General features: G+C 57.3%; 14 protein-coding genes. 5 read left to right on the top strand and 9 right to left on the bottom strand.

Going from position 1 to position 17034, the window contains the following annotated elements:
• Positions 1-32 precede the first annotated feature (32 nt).
• The 3 genes from JW953_21035 (at position 33) to JW953_21045 (ending at position 4471) form a co-directional block, all read left to right on the top strand.
• Complete coding sequence (locus JW953_21035; protein ID MBN1995188.1) at positions 33-797, top strand: glycosyltransferase family 2 protein; 765 nt, start codon at positions 33-35, stop codon at positions 795-797.
• 80 nt (positions 798-877) lie between these two features.
• On the top strand, positions 878-3532 hold the full coding sequence (locus tag JW953_21040) for a CBS domain-containing protein (GenBank protein MBN1995189.1): 2655 nt from the start codon (positions 878-880) through the stop codon (positions 3530-3532).
• A gap of 3 nt (positions 3533-3535) precedes the next feature.
• A complete protein-coding gene (locus tag JW953_21045) occupies positions 3536-4471 on the top strand; it encodes a dihydrodipicolinate synthase family protein (protein MBN1995190.1) in 936 nt (311 codons plus the stop codon).
• Between the two features lie 10 nt (positions 4472-4481).
• On the opposite strand, the gene JW953_21050 is transcribed toward JW953_21045, so the two are convergent.
• Genes JW953_21050 through JW953_21065 form a run of 4 tightly spaced genes read right to left on the bottom strand, consistent with a single transcriptional unit; the run spans position 4482 to position 7546 of the window.
• Complete coding sequence (locus tag JW953_21050; GenBank protein MBN1995191.1) at positions 4482-4979, bottom strand: N-acetyltransferase; 498 nt, start codon at positions 4977-4979, stop codon at positions 4482-4484.
• A gap of 6 nt (positions 4980-4985) precedes the next feature.
• Complete coding sequence (locus tag JW953_21055; protein ID MBN1995192.1) at positions 4986-5843, bottom strand: ribokinase; 858 nt, start codon at positions 5841-5843, stop codon at positions 4986-4988.
• A gap of 3 nt (positions 5844-5846) precedes the next feature.
• A complete protein-coding gene (locus JW953_21060) occupies positions 5847-6815 on the bottom strand; it encodes a diacylglycerol kinase family lipid kinase (protein MBN1995193.1) in 969 nt (322 codons plus the stop codon).
• On the bottom strand, positions 6812-7546 hold the full coding sequence (locus tag JW953_21065) for a response regulator transcription factor (protein MBN1995194.1): 735 nt from the start codon (positions 7544-7546) through the stop codon (positions 6812-6814). Before JW953_21065 ends, JW953_21060 begins: the two co-directional genes overlap by 4 nt.
• A 174-nt stretch (positions 7547-7720) precedes the next feature.
• On the opposite strand from JW953_21065, the gene JW953_21070 reads away from it, so the two are divergent.
• Positions 7721-9181 (top strand): VWA domain-containing protein, encoded by a 1461-nt coding sequence (locus JW953_21070; GenBank protein ID MBN1995195.1) that lies wholly within the window; start codon positions 7721-7723, stop codon positions 9179-9181.
• A gap of 16 nt (positions 9182-9197) precedes the next feature.
• Here JW953_21070 and JW953_21075 read toward each other — a convergent pair whose 3' ends face one another.
• The 5 genes from JW953_21075 to trmFO all read right to left on the bottom strand — a co-directional run bounded on the left by JW953_21075 (position 9198) and on the right by trmFO (position 14752).
• Entirely contained in the window at positions 9198-9896 is a 699-nt protein-coding gene (locus tag JW953_21075) for an alpha/beta hydrolase (GenBank protein MBN1995196.1), read from the bottom strand.
• A gap of 104 nt (positions 9897-10000) precedes the next feature.
• Positions 10001-10879 (bottom strand): RNA methyltransferase, encoded by an 879-nt coding sequence (locus JW953_21080; protein ID MBN1995197.1) that lies wholly within the window; start codon positions 10877-10879, stop codon positions 10001-10003.
• Between the two features lie 6 nt (positions 10880-10885).
• Complete coding sequence (locus JW953_21085) at positions 10886-12055, bottom strand: aminotransferase class I/II-fold pyridoxal phosphate-dependent enzyme (protein MBN1995198.1); 1170 nt, start codon at positions 12053-12055, stop codon at positions 10886-10888.
• A complete protein-coding gene (locus tag JW953_21090) occupies positions 12052-13335 on the bottom strand; it encodes a HAMP domain-containing histidine kinase (GenBank protein ID MBN1995199.1) in 1284 nt (427 codons plus the stop codon). Before JW953_21090 ends, JW953_21085 begins: the two co-directional genes overlap by 4 nt.
• Before the next feature lie 67 nt (positions 13336-13402).
• Positions 13403-14752, bottom strand: coding sequence for a methylenetetrahydrofolate--tRNA-(uracil(54)-C(5))-methyltransferase (FADH(2)-oxidizing) TrmFO (gene trmFO / locus JW953_21095; protein MBN1995200.1), 1350 nt, complete (start codon positions 14750-14752; stop codon positions 13403-13405).
• Between the two features lie 104 nt (positions 14753-14856).
• Here trmFO and JW953_21100 point away from each other — a divergent pair, with 104 nt between their 5' ends.
• Complete coding sequence (locus tag JW953_21100) at positions 14857-16818, top strand: SUMF1/EgtB/PvdO family nonheme iron enzyme (GenBank protein MBN1995201.1); 1962 nt, start codon at positions 14857-14859, stop codon at positions 16816-16818.
• Positions 16819-17034: the final 216 nt, after the last annotated feature.

A 17034-nucleotide genomic window follows, 5' to 3' on the forward strand; every position in this document is an offset into this window, starting at 1 on the left:
GGGGTGAAAGAAAGATGTCAGTAGTCGTGATTATGCCCGCCTATAACGCCGCCCAAACCTTAGCAGTTACTTATGAAAGCATTCCCAGGGAAGTGGTGGATAAAGTGATCTTAACAGACGACGTTAGTGAAGATGAAACCGTGGAGATTGCCCGCAAGCTGGGCTTAAAAACCATAATTCACGTGCAAAACAAGGGCTATGGCGGCAATCAAAAAACCAGTTACCTGGAGGCGCTTAAGGAGGGGGCGACCATTGTGGTGATGCTGCACCCCGACAACCAATACGACGCCACCCGGATTCCCGCGCTCATTGAGCCAATCCGGCGTGGCGCGTATGATATGATGATTGGCTCCCGCTTTCTGGGCCGGGACACTCTGAAAGGAGGCATGCCGTTTTATAAATTCATCGGCAACCGTTTTTTGACCTGGTTGGAAAATTTGGTGCTGGGCCAGAACCTGAGCGAATATCATTCCGGTTTCAGGGCCTATAGCCGCCAGTTTTTAACCACTATCCCCTTTGTGCTCAATTCCAATGATTTTGTTTTTGACAGCGAGGTTTTGGCCCAGGCCACTGCCTTTAATTTCAAAATTGGCGAAATTGCTGTGCCCACCCGCTACTTCAAAGAGGCCTCCTCCATCAATTTCAAACGCAGCACGGTTTACGGCCTATCCACCGTGTGGACGATGGCCAAATTTTTGCTTTTCAAAATGGGCCTGTCCAAAAGCCCCCAATTTACCAAAACCTTGCCCCAGGTCATTAGTCGTTATCATTGGGCCGAAATTGAAAAGGGCGCATAACTGGCCGCCTACCTCAAACTGACGTATCCTCATGCCTTTCCCTGCTTCTGCTCTGCGCGGCTTCGTGGTATACTAAAGCTATGCACGTCATCGTCACTCATCCCAACGCAGATTTCGACGCCATCGCTTCCTTGCTGGGCGCATGGCGGCTTTACCCTGACGCTGCGCCGGTGTTGCCCAACACGGTCAACCGGAACGTGCGAGATTTTATTACCCTCTATGAAAATCAGCTACCCTTTGTGCGCCTGAGCGAATTGGAGCGCAAACCGATCAGCCGGGTTACCCTGGTTGATACGCAGCAGCCACCTACTCTCAAAGGGGTGGGGCCAGACACGCCTCTGCATATCATTGACCATCACGAACTGCACCAACGCCCTGCCCCGGCTACAACCGTCAGCCTGGCCGATACCGGCGCCACCGCCACCCTGCTGGTTGAACAAATCCGCAAGGCCTCTCTACCGCTCTCGTCAATCGAGGCCACCCTGTTTTTGTTGGGCATCTACGAAGACACCGGCTCGCTGACCTACGCCAATACCACCCCCCGCGACCTGCAAGCCGCTTCCTGGTTGTTGTCGGAAAAAGGCGCGCGCCTTGACATCATGCGCGAGTATCTCAATTACGCCATGAGTGACGCCCAAAAACTATTATATGAGCAGTTGGTGGAAAACCTGGAAACCCGTACCACCCACGGCCACACCGTTATCATTGGCCTGGCCAGTATTGACCGTTACGTGGAAGAAGTGAGCACCTTGGCGCATCGTTTGCGCGACTTATACCAGCCGGAAGCCCTGTTTATTTTCATTGAGATGAGCGACCATGTGCAGATGGTGGCTCGTTCCACCAGCGAGGCCATTGATGTAGCCCATATCGCCGAGTTTTTTGGCGGCGGCGGTCATCCCCGGGCCGCGGCGGCGCTCATTAAAGAAAAATCGCTGCCCGACCTGCGTAAAGAGCTGCTCAAATTGCTGGAACTGGAAGTGCAGCCGGCCACCACCGTGGCCCAGGTAATGTCCAGGGGCGCACGTACCCTGGCCCCTACTCACACGGTGCGCCACGCCGCCGAAATGATGAACCGTTACGGCCACGAGGGTTTTCCGGTAGTTGATCCAAACACGGGCCAAATTGTGGGCGTGCTCTCGCGCCGGGAAATTGACAAAGCTTGCCGCCACCGGCTGGAAGGCGCGGTTATCAGCCAGTTCATGAAAAAAGGTGAGTTTTTTGTCACGCCCGCCGATGGCATTGACGCCGTGCAAAAGCTGATGACCGAACAGGGTATCGGCCAGGTGCCGGTGCTCAACCACTCCGGCGGCGAAGTGATGGGCATTGTCACCCGCACCGATTTGATCAACCTGTGGCAGATGGCCAACGGCGAAGCGCCGGCGGCGCCCAACCTCACCCCGCAATTAGAAGAAGCCCTCTCGCCGCCACTGCTGCAATTATTGCGCGAGGCTGGCGAGTTGGCCGTGGGCCAGGGCGACACCCTCTATCTGGTGGGCGGGTTTGTGCGCGACCTGCTGCTGACCATGTTGGCCGAGGATGACGACGCGGCCAAAGCCAGGGTCAGCCCGCGCTTTGATCTGGATTTGGTGGTGGAAGGGGACGCCATTATGCTGGCGCGGCAGCTGAGCGAACGGCGTGGCGGGCGAGTCCACAGCCATAGCCGTTTTGGCACGGCTAAATGGATTTTGGCCGACCCTATTCCTTTTGCTCCGCCTTCCGGCGACAACAGGGCCACGCTGGCCTCGCTTGACTTTGTGACCGCCCGCACCGAATTCTATCGCCATCCCTCGGCTTTGCCGGAAGTGGAGCAAAGTTCCATCCGGCAAGACCTGCATCGCCGTGATTTTACCATCAATACCCTGGCCCTGCGCCTGGCCCCCGACTGTTTTGGCGAATTGCTTGACTTTTACGGCGGCCAGAACGATCTGGAGGTACGGCTCATCCGGGTACTGCATAGTCTCAGTTTTGTGGAAGACCCCACCCGCATGCTGCGCGCCGCCCGGCTGCTGGCTCGTTTGGAGTTTACCCTGGAAGAGCGCACCGCCGAATTATTAAAAAATGCCCTGGACCTGCTCCGCCGGGTTAGCGGCGAGCGTATTTTTAACGAATTGGCCTTGATTTTTCGGGAAAGGCATCCCGAAAAAGCTTTGGGGGAACTCGACCGGCTGGGGATTTTAGCGGCTATTCATCCCGGTCTGCTGGTTGACGAGTGGCTCATCGAGCGGGTGAAGCTGTTGCGTCACCTGGCCGAAACGCCCTGGGCTGAAATCACACCTGATACGGCGCACTATTTGGGTTTGATGTCCTTTTGGCTGGCCGGCGACGAGTTGGCCGAATTGATGCAGCGCCTGAACCTGCGTTCCGACCAGCGGGCGATGCTCAACAGCGCCTATCAAATCAGGTCGAATCGCGCGGCCATTGCCGGAGCCAAAAAAGCCAGCCGTCTCTATCAACACCTGGCCTCCACCTCCGACGACGCCCGGCTGATTGCCTGGCTGGCCCTGCAAGGCGAGGATGACGCGGTGTGCCGGCAACTGGCCCGTTTCCAGACCGAGCTACGCGATGTGACGCCAGTGATTGACGGCAACTATCTGCGGCAAGAATTCCAACTCCAGCCCGGCCCTCTCTACCGGGTCATTCTGGAAACTCTCCGTAATGCGCGGCTGGATGGCCTGGTGTCCACCCTGGCCAATGAACGGGCGCTGGTGGATCAGCTACTATCCGAACAGAGGTGATGAATGAAAACATTAGGCATTGTTGTCCCCATTGTAACCCCCTGCACCCGTACCGGCGAACCGGATTTGGACGGTTTCAGGGCTGTCTGTCATTACGTTTTGGGTGCAGGTTGTCATAGTATTTTTGTGGGCGGCAGCACGGGGCGAGGTCCCTGGTTTAGCCGCCGCGACCGGGCCGGGGTCTGCCGGGCGGCAGCCGACTTTATTGGCCCCGATACGCCCTTGCTGGCCGGCTGTATGGCGACCGGACTGGACGATATGTTAGAAAATGCCCGGGCGATGGCTGACGCCGGCGCTCACCTTGCCGTGGCAACGGCGCCGGGATATTTTGATTACAGCCAGGCGGAAATAGAAACCATCCTTACGAAATTTGCCGATGCCAGCCCCCTGCCTGTGGTAATCTATGATATTCCGGTATTTGCCAAAGTGAAACTGGATTGGGAAATGGTGCAGCGCCTGGCCCGCCATGAAAATATCATTGGGTTCAAGGATTCCAGCGGCGACTTCAGCCGCTTCAAATCCCCCGTCAGGCTTGTGGATGAAATTCCCGATTTCCAGTTGCTGCAAGGTAAAGAGAGATCTTTGGTTGATTCCCTGCTGGCCGGGGCAAAGGGCTTTGTCGTCAGTATGGTCCAGGTTGATGCCCGACCGTACGTGGCCCTTTATCACGCTGTGCAGGCTAAAGAAATAGCGCCGGCTCACCGGCTTCAGGCCGCCGCCAGCCGGGCGATGGACCTGTTTGATCAGGTGATAGCGCAGCGACCGGCCACCTCAACGCTATTTCATTTCCTCAATTGGGCCTTGCAACATCGCCATATCTGTAACAACATTCTGTTGCCCCACGAGGGTGATTGTCCCCAGATGATTAGTGATATGGCCGGTCAGACAATTAGAATTTACGAGGAGGCGATCCAAACAGTTCAGAGCCGGGGTGGCTGAGCGCGTTCCTTTAAATCCCCGCCACTTTACTCCGCCGCTCCAGCAACACTACATCTCGCCACACGCCGTTCATCTGGCCAATCCGTTCTCTGACGCCCACTTCTCGAAAGCCGCAGGCTTGGTGCAACGTAAGGCTGGCGATGTTTTCGGGAAAAATGCCTGCTTGCAGCGTCCATATTCCGGCCCGTTCCGATTCGGCAATCAAGGCTTGCAGCAGCGCCTTGCCGATACCCTGCCCCCTGGCTGCCGCCGCCAGGTAAATGCTCACCTCGGCCACGCCCCGGTAAACAAACCGCCGCGACACCGGACTCAAGGCCGCCCAACCCACCACCAACCCATTGCTTTTGGCCACCAGCCGGCAATCCGGCAAGTGGTTTTTATCCCACGCCGCCCAATCAGGGACCTTTGTTTCAAAGGTGGCCTGGCCCGTATCCAGCCCCTCCCGGTAGATGGCTTGCACGGTTGGCCAGTCTTCTGGGGGGTGCATTTTTTCTGTAGTGAAGTTCATGATTTTTTACCTGGGTTGGGAACCATAAAGTTCGGCCAGACGCGTTTCCACTTCCGGCAAGCTGGGGATGCTTTCCATGCCCCTTTTTTTAACGGAGAGTGAGGCGCAGGCATTGGCAAATTGGGCGGCCTGGATAAAATTTCTGGTTTCATAGTACCGGATAAAAAAAGCGGCGGCAAAGATGTCGCCGGCGCCGGTGGGGTCAACCTCCACTTCAGGCTCAACCGGCACGTGGGTCTCCTGTCCTTGATAATACACCCGGCAGCCCTCCGGCCCTACTGTTTCCACGCCCACTTGGGCCGAGTTGAGAAAATGAGCCAGAGCAGCGCGGTCGCCAAACACATCGGCCAGGCTGAGCACCAACACGTCAATTTTTGAGAGCCAGGTTTCCAGGTGGGGGTGGGGTTGGTAGATCACTTGGTAGGCGGCGTCCTGGCCTCGCAGCCAGCCCTGCATGGTAACGCACACCAAACTATTCGGAAACCGGCCGCACAGCGTGGGCGACAACTCCTGGGCCAGGGGAGCCAGGTGGACAAGGGGCGCGTTGCGCCAGGCCGGGGGCACATCTTGGAGCGATAACGAGGCGCTGCTGGCCAGCCATTTCTGCTGCCGGACGCCATGTTGATAGGTATTTTCAAAGGTAGTGCTTTGACCGGCAGGGATAGTGCTGAGGGTAATGCCCTCTAAGGCGGCCAGGGAGGGCAGGTCGGGGCCGTAACTGGTTACGGCGGCAGTGTGGCAGCCCAATTTGTGGGCGGTCAAGGCCGAGTAGCTGCAGGTCCCACCCAGGATAGCCCCGGTGGGCGTATTGTCTCTGGCTACGTGACCGATGATGAGATAGGTGGGGATAGGCTTGTACACCATGCATCAACCTGAAGTGGAATTGGCGTAGGCTTGAAACAATCGCTCCGGCGCATTATGGGGCACAATCACGTTGAGGGCCAGGGGCGCCACCTCAATTTCTATGGGTGTGGCCCCAATGGGGTCGGCGTCAACGTGTACGGGCAAGGTCTCTTTGGTTGACAGGCGCAGGCGCGTGGTCCGGTACAGGTGAAAATCGGGGTCTTTGACGTGCTGCCTGAAGGTAAGGCCAAGCACGTGTTTGATGGTTGAGGGCCAGCGATGGCCGCTCATCACCGCCACGTCCAGCAGGCCATCGTCCATTTTGGCTTCCGGGGCAATGCGCCAGAGCCGGCCGTAAAGCTGGCCGTTGCTGGCCAGGGCCATTAAAACTCTCTGTTTTTCGGTGCCGTTATCTGTGGTAATGGTGGCCTGGGTGCCCATAAAGTCAAACGTAACCATCAGGCCGGCTACCACCCAACTGGCGTAGTTTAGCTCGCGCACGGGCGTAGAAGGTGATTTGGCCTGGGTAATGGCCGCGTCCAGGCCAATGCCGCACCACATCAAAAAGTAACGGCTGGCGCCATTGGCCAAATGCAAACGCCCCAAATCTATCCGGCGGCGACGGCCGGCCATAATGAGTTTGACCGCCTCGGTGACGGCGTCAAAGTGAAGGGGACTCCAGATGGGGATACCTAAATCAGCGGCGTAAACATTGCCCGTCCCCGCCGGCACTACGGCCAGGGCGGTATTTGTGCCGGCCAGTCCATTACAAACCTCATTTATTGTGCCGTCGCCGCCCACGGCCACGGCCACCTCAAAGCCGGCCGCGGCGGCCTGTCGGCTTACCTGAATCCCGTCGTCCTTTGCTTTTGTTTCAACACGTTCAACTTTACAGCCCTGTTTTGCCAGTTGGTTTGCCGCTTTGACCACCTGTTTTTGAAATGTGCTGCCCACCCCGCCGGCGGCGGGATTAACAATAAAGCAAACTTTCACCCCTCGCCTCCGGCCTGTTGTTTTTTAAAGTCCACAAAACGGTAGCCGATGCCCCGTTCGGTTAAAATATAGCGGGGATTGGCCGGGTCCGGCTCAATTTTTTGGCGCAGGTAGGTGATGTAAAGCCGCACATATTGGCTTTCGTCTTGGTACTCAAACCCCCATACTTTAGAAAGAATGGTTTCATGGCTAAGGGTGTAGCCTGCGTTTTGCACCAGGTGGTAAAGCAGGCGGTATTCGGTGGGGCGGAGTTTGATGGGCTTTCCGTCCACGTATACCTGCCGGTGATTGAAGTCAATCTGGAGATAATCGTCTACTTTAACCCATGATCTGCTGCCGGGGCCAGGCGAATCCATTTCGGTGCGGCGCAAGACGGCCTTGATGCGGCTGGCTAATTCGCGGGGGCTGAAGGGTTTGGTTACGTAATCGTCTGCGCCCAGTTCCAGCCCTTTTACCTTGTCTTCTTCTTCATCGCGCACGGTCAGCATGATCACCGGCACGGTTGAGGTTTCCCGGATGATGTGCAGCGTTTCAAAGCCGTCCAGGTCCGGCATCATCACGTCCAGCAGCACCAGGTCGGGCAAGTCTTCGCGCACCCGGTTTATGGCTTCCAGGCCGTTGCTGGCTTCAATAACCCGGTAGCCTTCCAGTTCAAGATTCATCTGCATAAAACGCCGCATGCGGGCTTCGTCGTCGGCAATTAAAATCAGTTTTGTGTCTTCTTTAGCCATAATTATCTGCCTTCCAATAACGACCAACGACGAATGACCAACGAGCCACGAATAATCAAGTTCGTCCTTCGTTGTTCGCCATCTTTTGTTCGTGCCTTGAGGGAACCAATTTACACTTTGGGTCGTCTTATCTGCAACAGGCGCACACCTAATATTATCTAAAGGAGATGAAAGATGTCAATTCTTAAGACAACCCATAGAATAGTACGCAGTCTTGTTTTGTTGGTTTCAGTAGTATTCCTTATCTCCGCTTGCAGCTTTTGGGGCGGAGCGGCTTCTCAACCGGCGGAAAATGCCCCGGCCAGAGAAGACGCGCCCAAAGAAGCGGTGGCCGGTTATGTGGCCGAAGAACCCGCTGCCGAAAGAGCGGAGGAGGGGGGCGTTGTCCACGAGGTGGAAGTGGAGAAAGAACTGGCTGTGCCTCTGGCTACGGCGGCCCCGGCTGAACCATTAGCCCCGGCCGGCATGGCCGACAACGCGGATGAAATGAAGGCCGGCGAGGTGGAAACCTTTGCCGGAGAGGGTCGAGGCGAAGCCGTCCAACAATCCCAACCCCTCCGGGCCGGTGAGGTGGATGACAACGCCCAGTGGGACGACTACTTGCTCTATCGCCGCAACTATGGTGGCCCCTACGTGCACGACCGGGATGTGAGCGAGCGTTACATCATTGAAGTCAAAGACGGGCAGGGCAATCCGGTGTTGGATGCTGCCGTGCGGATTTTCCTGGACGGACAGCAGCAGAACGAGGAAATTTACCGCGCTCGCACCTACGCCAACGGCCAGGCGCTATTCCATCCCCAGGCGTTGCATATTCCCGCAACGCAGGCGGATCATTTTTTGGTGGAAGTAGCCAAAGACAACCTGCTGGAACAATTCACCCTCACCCGTTTTGACGCGCAGGCGTCGAACGCCTTCACCGAGCGCTGGACGGTGACGCTGGATGCTCAGAAACATTTTAACGCCATCAATCTGGACGTTCTCTTTCTCATTGACGCCACCGGCAGCATGGCCGATGAAATTGCTCAAATTCAAAGCACCATTTTTGATGTGGCCGCCCAGATTGACGCCCTGCCCGGCCAACCTGAGGCGCGTTACGGGATGGTCACCTACCGCGACCGGGGCGACAGTTTTATCAGCCGGGTGTATGACTTCACCCCCGACGTGCGCGATTTTTCCAAGAATCTGAGCACAGTTTACGCCGAGGGCGGGGGCGACTATCCTGAATCGTTGAACGAGGGCCTGCACAAGGCCGTGAACCAGGTAGAATGGCGCACCGGCAACGCCGTAAAACTCATCTTTCTGGTGGCCGACGCGCCGCCTCACCTGGATTACGCCCAGGACTACGACTACGCCGAGGAGATGGAAAGTGCAGCCCGGCGCGGCATCAAAATTTTCCCCATTGCCAGCAGCGGGTTGGACGACCAGGGTGAATACGTTTTTCGCCAGTTGGCGCAATACACCATGGGCCGCTTCATTTTCCTGACCTACGAAGGCCCTACCAACAGCGGCGCGCCCGGCGACACCACCACCCATCACGTTGAGGATTATTCCGTGGAGAACCTGGATAAATTGTTGGTGCGCTTGGTGCAGGAGGAGCTGGCCTGGCAAAATTCGCGATTGGCGCAAGGACAGTAAAAGAAACCGGTGGAGTTTATTGTTTGGGCCAATCCGGCTTTTCAGGCAAAGTCCGGCTCAAATGAGCCACAGTCCCGGCCATCATTCCCCGGACAAATTCAAGTTCATCCCGGTTAATGGTGTGGGCCATGCCGGGATAAAGCCGCGCGGTCACCTTGCCGCCTAAACTCCGCAGCGCCGTAGCGGTATGGTGGACGCGCTCTTTGGGGATGTGAAAATCCACATCGCTGCAACCCAAAAAGATGGGCGTGCCCTTGAGCGAACCGGCGTAGTCGCGCGGCGTACCGTCGGGGCCGATCAGCCCGCCGCTCAAGCCGGCCACGCCGCCGTAACGCCGGGCGTGGCGGGCCACAAACTCCAGCGCCAGGCAGGCCCCCTGGGAGAAGCCAACGAGCATCACTTTTTCCGCCGGAAAACCGGCTTCGGCCAACTGAGCGATCATATTTTCCAAAACGGCCAGGGCCGAGGAGAGATGCGGCTCGTTATCCGGCAGGGGGGCCAGAAAACTGTGGGGGTACCAAGTATTCCCGGCAGCTTGCGGCGCTAAATAGGCAAAGCCGGGCCGGTCAATTTCTTGAGCCAGAGTGAGAATGCTTTGGGCGGTGGCCCCCCGCCCATGCGCCAAAATCATCACGGCCCGGGCTTGGTCAAGAGACGCTCCGGCAGTTAGTATAGGTTGGCCCTGGTGCGGGCCGGTTACGGAGATTGTTATCATTTAAACGGTTTCCGGAAAAGGCGTAGTTTATAACTCTTATCTTGACGTGTAGGCAGGCCGGATTCTTACGTTATGTTGGCGCATTGAGTTTGAAGTTGAACTTATCAATTTCTAAACATTTTTGTCGTTCTCGTTTCGTTCACCCGCAGCCATTCATACATCAACACCCCTCCTGCCACGGCCACATTTAAACTTTCGGCATGGCCGCGGAGAGGCAGGCTGACGTAATCGGTCAGGTGGATGCGCAAGGCGGGATCGAGGCCGCGGGCTTCGTTGCCCAATACCAGGGCCACCGATCCGGCCAAAACGTTGCTTTGCCAGGCGGTTTCACCTCGCGTTGCGTCTGCCCCTACCAGCCGGTAGCCTGCTTGGGCCAGCATAGGCCAAAGTTCGTCAGGGGTTTTTATCCGGGCCAGGGGCATGGTAAAAAGGGAACCCATGGTGCCGCGCACGGTTTTGGGGTCAAAAGGGTCCACGGCAGGCTCCAGCAGGATCACGGCCCGCCCATCAACGGCGTCGGCGGTGCGGATGAGCGTGCCCAGGTTGCCGGGGTCTTGCAGTTGGTCGAGGACGAGGATGAGGTTGGGGCGTGGTTGGGAGACAGGCTGGGAGATGAGGGCCTTGAGTTCAGCCGGGGTGTATTCTAACTCACGCAGGGCAAAAATGGCGATGAGACCCTGCGAGGTGTCGCGCGCGGAGAGGGTGTCAAGCACGTTAGGCGCAACGGGGATGGGTTTGGCCCCGGCCTTGATGAGTTGGGCCAACAAGCGCGGGGCGGTGTCGCCGGAAAAGAGGGCTTCGCTGTAAAAAACTTCGCGGGGAATGATCTTGGCGCCGGCGGCAGGGGTGGTCGCCCTCATCTGAACGGCCATGCTTAGTAGTTGCAGTCCTTCCACCAAAAAACGATTTTGCCGGAGGCGGTGTTTGCGTTGGGCCAGCTTGCGGGCTTCAATGATGTGGGGATTTTTGGTAGAGGTGATCATGGCAATTCAGCGAGGCAGCGAGCGCATAACTTGTTGCAGCCGGGCCAGTGCCTCTTGCAGCCGTTCTGTTTTGGCGGCAAAAGAAAGGCGCATCCAACCTTCGCCGTTTTGGCCAAAGATGTGGCCGGGGGTGAGGGAGAGATGGGCTTTTTCCAACAGGTGGGTGTGAAAGCCGAGCGACGTATACCCCGGCGGAACGCGGAACCACACGTATAACGCGCCGTGAGGGGTGTCGGCGGCCAGGCCGATTTGGCGCAGGGCGGCCAAGCAGAGGTCCCGCCGGTTTTGGTAAATGGCGTTGCGCTCGGCCAGCCAGCTTTGCTCGCCGGTGAGGGCGGCGGCGGCCATATCCTGGATGGGTTTGGCCAGGCCGGAATCAATTTGGGTTTTAACCGTGGCCAGGGCTTTTACGGCCTCCCGCTGACCTACGGCCATGCCCACCCGCCAGCCGGCCATGTTGTAGGTTTTGGAGAGCGAGTTGAATTCAATGGCTATCTCTTTGGCCCCCGGCGCTTGCAGCACGCTGGGCGCCCGGTAGCCGTTGTAGGTCACATCCGTATAGGCCGCATCGTGGCAGAGCAAAATATCATAATGGCGGCAAAACTCAATCGCCTCGGCAAAAAATTCCAGCGTAGCCGTGGCCCCGGTGGGATTGTTAGGATAGTTGAGCCAGAGCATGCGGGCCGCCCTGGCGCTGGCCTGGGGAATGGCGGAGAAGTCGGGCCGCCAGCCCCGTTCGGGTAGCAGGTCAAACCACTCGGTGCGACCACCCGCCAGTAACGGGGCAAAGGAGTAGCTGGGATAACCGGGGTCCGGGATGAGCGACAGTTCGCCCGGATTCAGCCAGGCCAGGTGTAAGTTGACCACACCTTCTTTGGAACCGATAAGGGGGAGTAATTCGTCGTCGGCCAGTTCTACCCCAAAACGTTGCCGGTAGTAGTGGGCTATGGCCCGGCGCAGATGGGGCTGCCCGGCGTAACCGCCATAGTTGTGTTTGGTGGGGTCGTCGGCGCTGCTTTTTAAGATGTCAAGCAGCGAGGCAACCGGCGGCATGTCGGGGCTGCCGGCGTCAACCCGGATGATGTCGGCGCCCTGGGCCTGGAGGGCGGCAATCCGCTGGTTGAGCGTGGCAAAAAAATATTGCGGTAAATTTTGGGCGCGTTGGGCCGGTTTCATGAATGATCCGCGTCCGCTTCCTCGGTTTCAAGTTTTAATTGGGCAATGCGCTCTACATGAATTCCCGAGCGCGGCGTAACCTGGAGCGGCAAGGTAACAATAAACTTGCTGCCCGGACAATTTTTCAGGTCAAAGCCCGGGCTTTCGGCCCAGATTTGCCCGCCGTGCGCTTCTACTAACCCCTTGGCGATGGCCAGCCCCAATCCCGGCCCGGCGCCCATAAATTTGGTCTGCCCGGTTGAATGTAAATCTGAATTGCCCACCCGGTAAAACTTTTCAAAGATCTTGTCCCGGTCCTCCGGGGCAATGCCCACGCCGGTATCGGCGATGATGATTTGCAGACAGGCGGCTTTGGTTTTGGTCGGCGCCACTGCCTGGCCGGTAATAGTGATGTGCCCTCCATCCGGCGTATATTTGATGGCATTGTAGAGGATGTGTTTGAAAACTTGATGCAGCCGGCGCCCGTCGGCCTCAATCTCCGGGAGGGTATCCAGGTTCACTGCGGCGGTTTGGCGCCGTTCAGCCAGGGCCGTCCTCAGTTGGTCCACAATAAGGTCAAGGGTCCGTTTGAGGCTGACCGGCTCGACGATCAGGATGAGTTTGTTCATATCCAGGGCGGAGAGGTCGAGCATATCGTTGATAATAACGCCCATGCGTTCTGCGCCCCGGTTGATCCCTTCGGCCAGCGAATCGGCCTGTTTCCCCATCTCCATATCGCGCAAAATGTTCACGTAACCCTGAATAAGGGTCAGGGGCGTTTTTAATTCGTGGGCGGCAATGCTGATAAAATCGGTTTTGGCCTGTTCCAATTGAGCCAGTTCGCGGTTGGCCCGGGCTACTTCGGCGGCGTATTCCATCACTTTTTGTTCGGATTCGGTGTACAGGCGGGAGATTTCCGAGGCGCGGGCCGCGTGAGCCAGTTTGGTTGTTTCCTGGTAAACTTCAATGGTGACGCGGGTCAGATGGACAAAAATGGCGTCAAGGTCGGCCAGCATGGCAAAAGCAGGCTCAGGGTCAATCTCCTCGCCAATGCGCTGCCAGATGCGCTGTCGCAGGCGTTGCGGGACGCCCAGCAGGTCGGTCAGCCCGCGGCCGATGGCCACGGCGTAGGTGGTTGCGCTCTCCACCACCGATTCGGCCAGCCGGGTTTCGCCGTTCAGGGCCAGATCAATGATGCCTTCGTAGAGAGCCACGTGAAAGGTATTATCTTTTTCGTCGTCAAGGTGGCCCAACATGTCGGCGTGGTCTTGTAGCCATTGGGCCAGGCGTTTGTTTTTCATAAGAATCACATTGTAAAACGAGAGGAGGAATCAGGAATTAGGAATTGGGGACAGGAGAACACTCCTCCTAATTTCTAATTCCTACTCTCTCATCTTCAATTCCTACTTCTTTTATCATCGCTTCCAAATCCCGCAAGGCTCGCTCGGCATAAGCCTGGTAACGGGCCTGTTTGTGACGAATATTACGTTCCAGGGGCGGCAGCAAGCCAAAATTGGCCTTCATCGGCTGAAAATCTTTTGGCTCGGCGTGAGTGATGTAGTGGCCTAACGCTCCCAGCATGGTGGTGGGGGGCAGGGTCAGGAGCGATTGGCCTTGCAGCAGCCGGGCGGCATTAATGCCGGCCAGCAAGCCGGTAGCGGCGTTGCCCACGTACCCCTCTACCCCCGTAATTTGCCCGGCAAAAAAGAGGTCGGGCCGGGCGCGCCACTGCATCGTTGGTTCCAGCAGGCTGGGCGAATTAAGGTAAGTGTTACGATGCATCATCCCGTAGCGCATAAATTCGGCGTTTTCCAGGCCGGGGATCATTTGAAAAACCCGTTTCTGCTCGCCCCATTTTAGATTGGTCTGAAACCCGACCATATTGTACAGCGTTCCGGCCAAATTGTCCTGCCGCAGTTGCAGCACGGCGTAAGGCCGGCGGCCCGTGCGCGGGTCGGTTAAACCCACCGGGCGCATAGGGCCAAAGGCCAGGGCCTGCTCCCCCCGGCGAGCCAACTCCTCGATGGGCAGGCACATTTCAAAAAAGTGATTGTCTTCTTTTTCAAACTGTTTGAGTTCTATCTGTTCGGCCTGGCTCAAGGCCTTGACCAGGGCCAGGTATTCATTTTTATTCAAAGGGCAATTGAGGTAATCGCCTTCCGCCTGCTCTCCCCGCCCGTAGCGGCTGGCCCGGAAGGCAATGTCCAGATTGATGGAGTCAACTTCCACAATGGGCGAGACCGCATCGTAAAAATAGAGATACTGCTCGCCCGATAGCGCCGCAATCTCCCGCGCCAGCGCCGCAGACGTGAGCGGCCCGGTAGCGATGATGGCGGGCGTGTTGGGAATTTTTTTGACCTCTTCGCGCCGTACTTCAATCAGAGGATGGCTCTCGATACGTTGGGTCACACCCCCGGCAAACTTTTCTCTATCCACGGCCAGCGCTCCGCCCGCAGGCACAGCCGCTTCCCCGGCCACCTGCATGATCAAGGAACCCAGCCGCCGCATTTCGGCTTTGAGCAGGCCCGGGGCGCGGTGGGGCAAATCGCTGCCCAGCGAGTTGCTGCACACCAATTCGGCCAGTTGGTCGGTCACGTGGGCCGGGGTTTGGCGCGCCGGCCGCATTTCGTATAGACAGATTGGTATTCCTTGCTGCGCCGCTTGCCAGGCGGCTTCGGTTCCGGCCAGGCCGCCGCCGATGATGGTAAGTTTTTGCATATACCTTATTTTACTGTAAGAGAAAGAAATAACCAATTATGGATTGACGAAAAGCTGACTTGACTTTACAATGGGGATGTATCATTTCAGACTGAGGCCCAACCATGTCTCGCCAGGACGACCTGCAACGCTTAATTGCCAATTATCAGCGCCGGCTACAAAAACTCAAAGAGCAGCGGGCCGCGATGGGCATTCATACGCCGCCTTATATTTTGACCGAAATTGAAGATACCGAGGCCGAACTGGCCAAGTTGCAAGCCGAATTGGTTCGCCTGTCAGGCCCCCGCCTGGCCGCAGAAAAAATAGCCGAGCCGGTTTCGGCGGGGCAGCCGGGGCAAATTTTCATTAGCTACTCCCGCCGGGACAAGGCTTTTGTGGAACGCCTGGCCGCCGATTTGGAGCGGGCCGGGTTTGCCACCTGGTGGGATGTTTCCCAATTGGTGGGCGGGGAGATATGGACGCAGACCATTGAGGCCGCGCTGGCCCAGAGCCAATGCTGTTTGGTGGTTCTCTCGCCTAACTCGGTTCAGGCGGAATGGGTGCGCAAGGAGTATCTTTACGCCGAAGCCCTGAAACTGAAAATTGTCCCCCTTGTTCACAAAACTTGCCGGATTCCACTGGCCTTGACCGGCTTGCAATATCTTGATTTTCAAAGGGGCGATTATCAGGAGAGCCTGCGCCAATTGCTGGCCTGTCTTGGCGCGGAATTGGTTCTCCCCCCGCCGGGGGGAGCGAGAGGGGGGCAACCGCCCGGCCTGCTACAGAAGTTCCTGGCCTTGGCCCGCGACCCGTTGTGGCAGATGATTGGCGCAGCCGTGGCTATCTTGGCCCTGGCCTGCGGCGTTTGCGCCTTTCTGGTTGAAAGATTCACCCCGATTATGGCCAACCCAACGCCGACCACCGTGGTGATGGCTACCACAGATACGCTCACTTTAACCCCTGTTGCTACTCTGTTACCTGTTACCTTGTCCCCCACTCCAACAGCTACCGATACTCTCATCCCCCCTACTGGTACAACCCCCCAACCACCCATTCCCACCGATACCCCCATTCCCCCTACCAAAACTCCCTTCCCAACCCCAACCCCAACCCCCACGCCCTACCTCCGCGTCAATACTGACAAAATGAACGTGCGGGCCGGGCCGGGCACAGAGTACAATGTTGTGGGCGAGGCCAAACAAAATGAAACCTACGCCGTGGCCGCCCAAACCCAAACCGGCGACTGGCTGCGCCTGACCGGGCCGGCGGAACGCTGGCTGGCCGCCGACCTGGTGGAACTGTTTGGCGCAGCTGCCGTGGCCGCGTCCATTCCCCCCACCCCCACCGCCCCGCCCATACCCGCCGGAATGGTGTTGGTCCCCGCCGGGCCGTTTGAAATGGGTAGTGATAATGGTCAAGACGATGAAAAACCTATCCACACTGTTACCCTGGACGCTTTTTACATTGACCAATACGAATTGACCAACAGCCGCTACGCCGCCTGCGTAGAGGCGGGCGTTTGCGCGCCGCCTTCCTCCACCAGATCCTCTACCCGCGATAGCTATTACGGCAATCCCGAATATAATGAGTACCCGGTTATTTACGTTAATTGGGAGCAGGCCCAAACTTATTGCCGGTGGCGCGGGGCCAGATTGCCCACCGAAGCCGAATGGGAAAAAGCCGCGCGGGGCGTGGATGGCCGCGCCTATCCCTGGGGAAATGATTTTGATGGTAGCCGACTTAATTTTTGTGATAAAAGTTGCGGGTTTGATTGGGCCGATAAAAATTATGATGATGGATATGCTGATACCGCCCCGGTAGGTTCTTACCCAATCGGAGCCAGTCCTTATCAGGTTTATGACATGGCGGGTAATGTTTGGGAATGGACCGCCGACTGGTATGCGTCCGATTATTACGCCAATTCGCCGCCCGAAAATCCCCCCGGCCCGGCCTCCGGTGAATATCGCGTGGTGCGTGGGGGCGCGTGGAGCAACAATTCTCTCAGCGCGCGCGCGGCCGCTCGTTACGGGTTCGCGCCGGCCAGTAGTAACTACGGTCTTGGTTTTCGTTGCGTCCGCTCACCATGACTCTGGAATGCTGAATACTGAAATACTGAAATTCTGAATCGGCAAAATTTAAACCGCAGCCTGTCATTTCGAGCGCAGCGAGAAATCTCCTTAAGGCGTGTCAACTAAAGGAGATTTCTCGGCCTACGGCCTCGAAGCAACTGTGATTTAATTTTATCAAAAACGACGCACATCAAGCCGGCGACCAGGCTTGTCGGGTGCGAACCATTGCATTAA

This window comes from Anaerolineae bacterium, assembly GCA_016931895.1.
GTDB lineage: Bacteria > Chloroflexota > Anaerolineae > 4572-78 > J111 > JAFGNV01.

What these genes read in the sequence shown, in the direction of transcription:
- JW953_21055 (MBN1995192.1), bottom strand. Translation starts at nt 5,843, where the DNA reads ATGGTGTACAAGCCTATCCCCACCTATCTCATCATCGGTCACGTAGCC.
- JW953_21035 (MBN1995188.1), top strand. Translation starts at nt 33, where the DNA reads ATGCCCGCCTATAACGCCGCCCAAACCTTAGCAGTTACTTATGAAAGC.
- JW953_21050 (MBN1995191.1), bottom strand. Translation starts at nt 4,979, where the DNA reads ATGAACTTCACTACAGAAAAAATGCACCCCCCAGAAGACTGGCCAACC.
- JW953_21075 (MBN1995196.1), bottom strand. Translation starts at nt 9,896, where the DNA reads ATGATAACAATCTCCGTAACCGGCCCGCACCAGGGCCAACCTATACTA.
- JW953_21100 (MBN1995201.1), top strand. Translation starts at nt 14,857, where the DNA reads ATGTCTCGCCAGGACGACCTGCAACGCTTAATTGCCAATTATCAGCGC.
- JW953_21040 (MBN1995189.1), top strand. Translation starts at nt 878, where the DNA reads ATGCACGTCATCGTCACTCATCCCAACGCAGATTTCGACGCCATCGCT.
- JW953_21065 (MBN1995194.1), bottom strand. Translation starts at nt 7,546, where the DNA reads ATGGCTAAAGAAGACACAAAACTGATTTTAATTGCCGACGACGAAGCC.
- JW953_21070 (MBN1995195.1), top strand. Translation starts at nt 7,721, where the DNA reads ATGTCAATTCTTAAGACAACCCATAGAATAGTACGCAGTCTTGTTTTG.
- trmFO (MBN1995200.1), bottom strand. Translation starts at nt 14,752, where the DNA reads ATGCAAAAACTTACCATCATCGGCGGCGGCCTGGCCGGAACCGAAGCC.
- JW953_21090 (MBN1995199.1), bottom strand. Translation starts at nt 13,335, where the DNA reads ATGAAAAACAAACGCCTGGCCCAATGGCTACAAGACCACGCCGACATG.
- JW953_21045 (MBN1995190.1), top strand. Translation starts at nt 3,536, where the DNA reads ATGAAAACATTAGGCATTGTTGTCCCCATTGTAACCCCCTGCACCCGT.
- JW953_21085 (MBN1995198.1), bottom strand. Translation starts at nt 12,055, where the DNA reads ATGAAACCGGCCCAACGCGCCCAAAATTTACCGCAATATTTTTTTGCC.
- JW953_21080 (MBN1995197.1), bottom strand. Translation starts at nt 10,879, where the DNA reads ATGATCACCTCTACCAAAAATCCCCACATCATTGAAGCCCGCAAGCTG.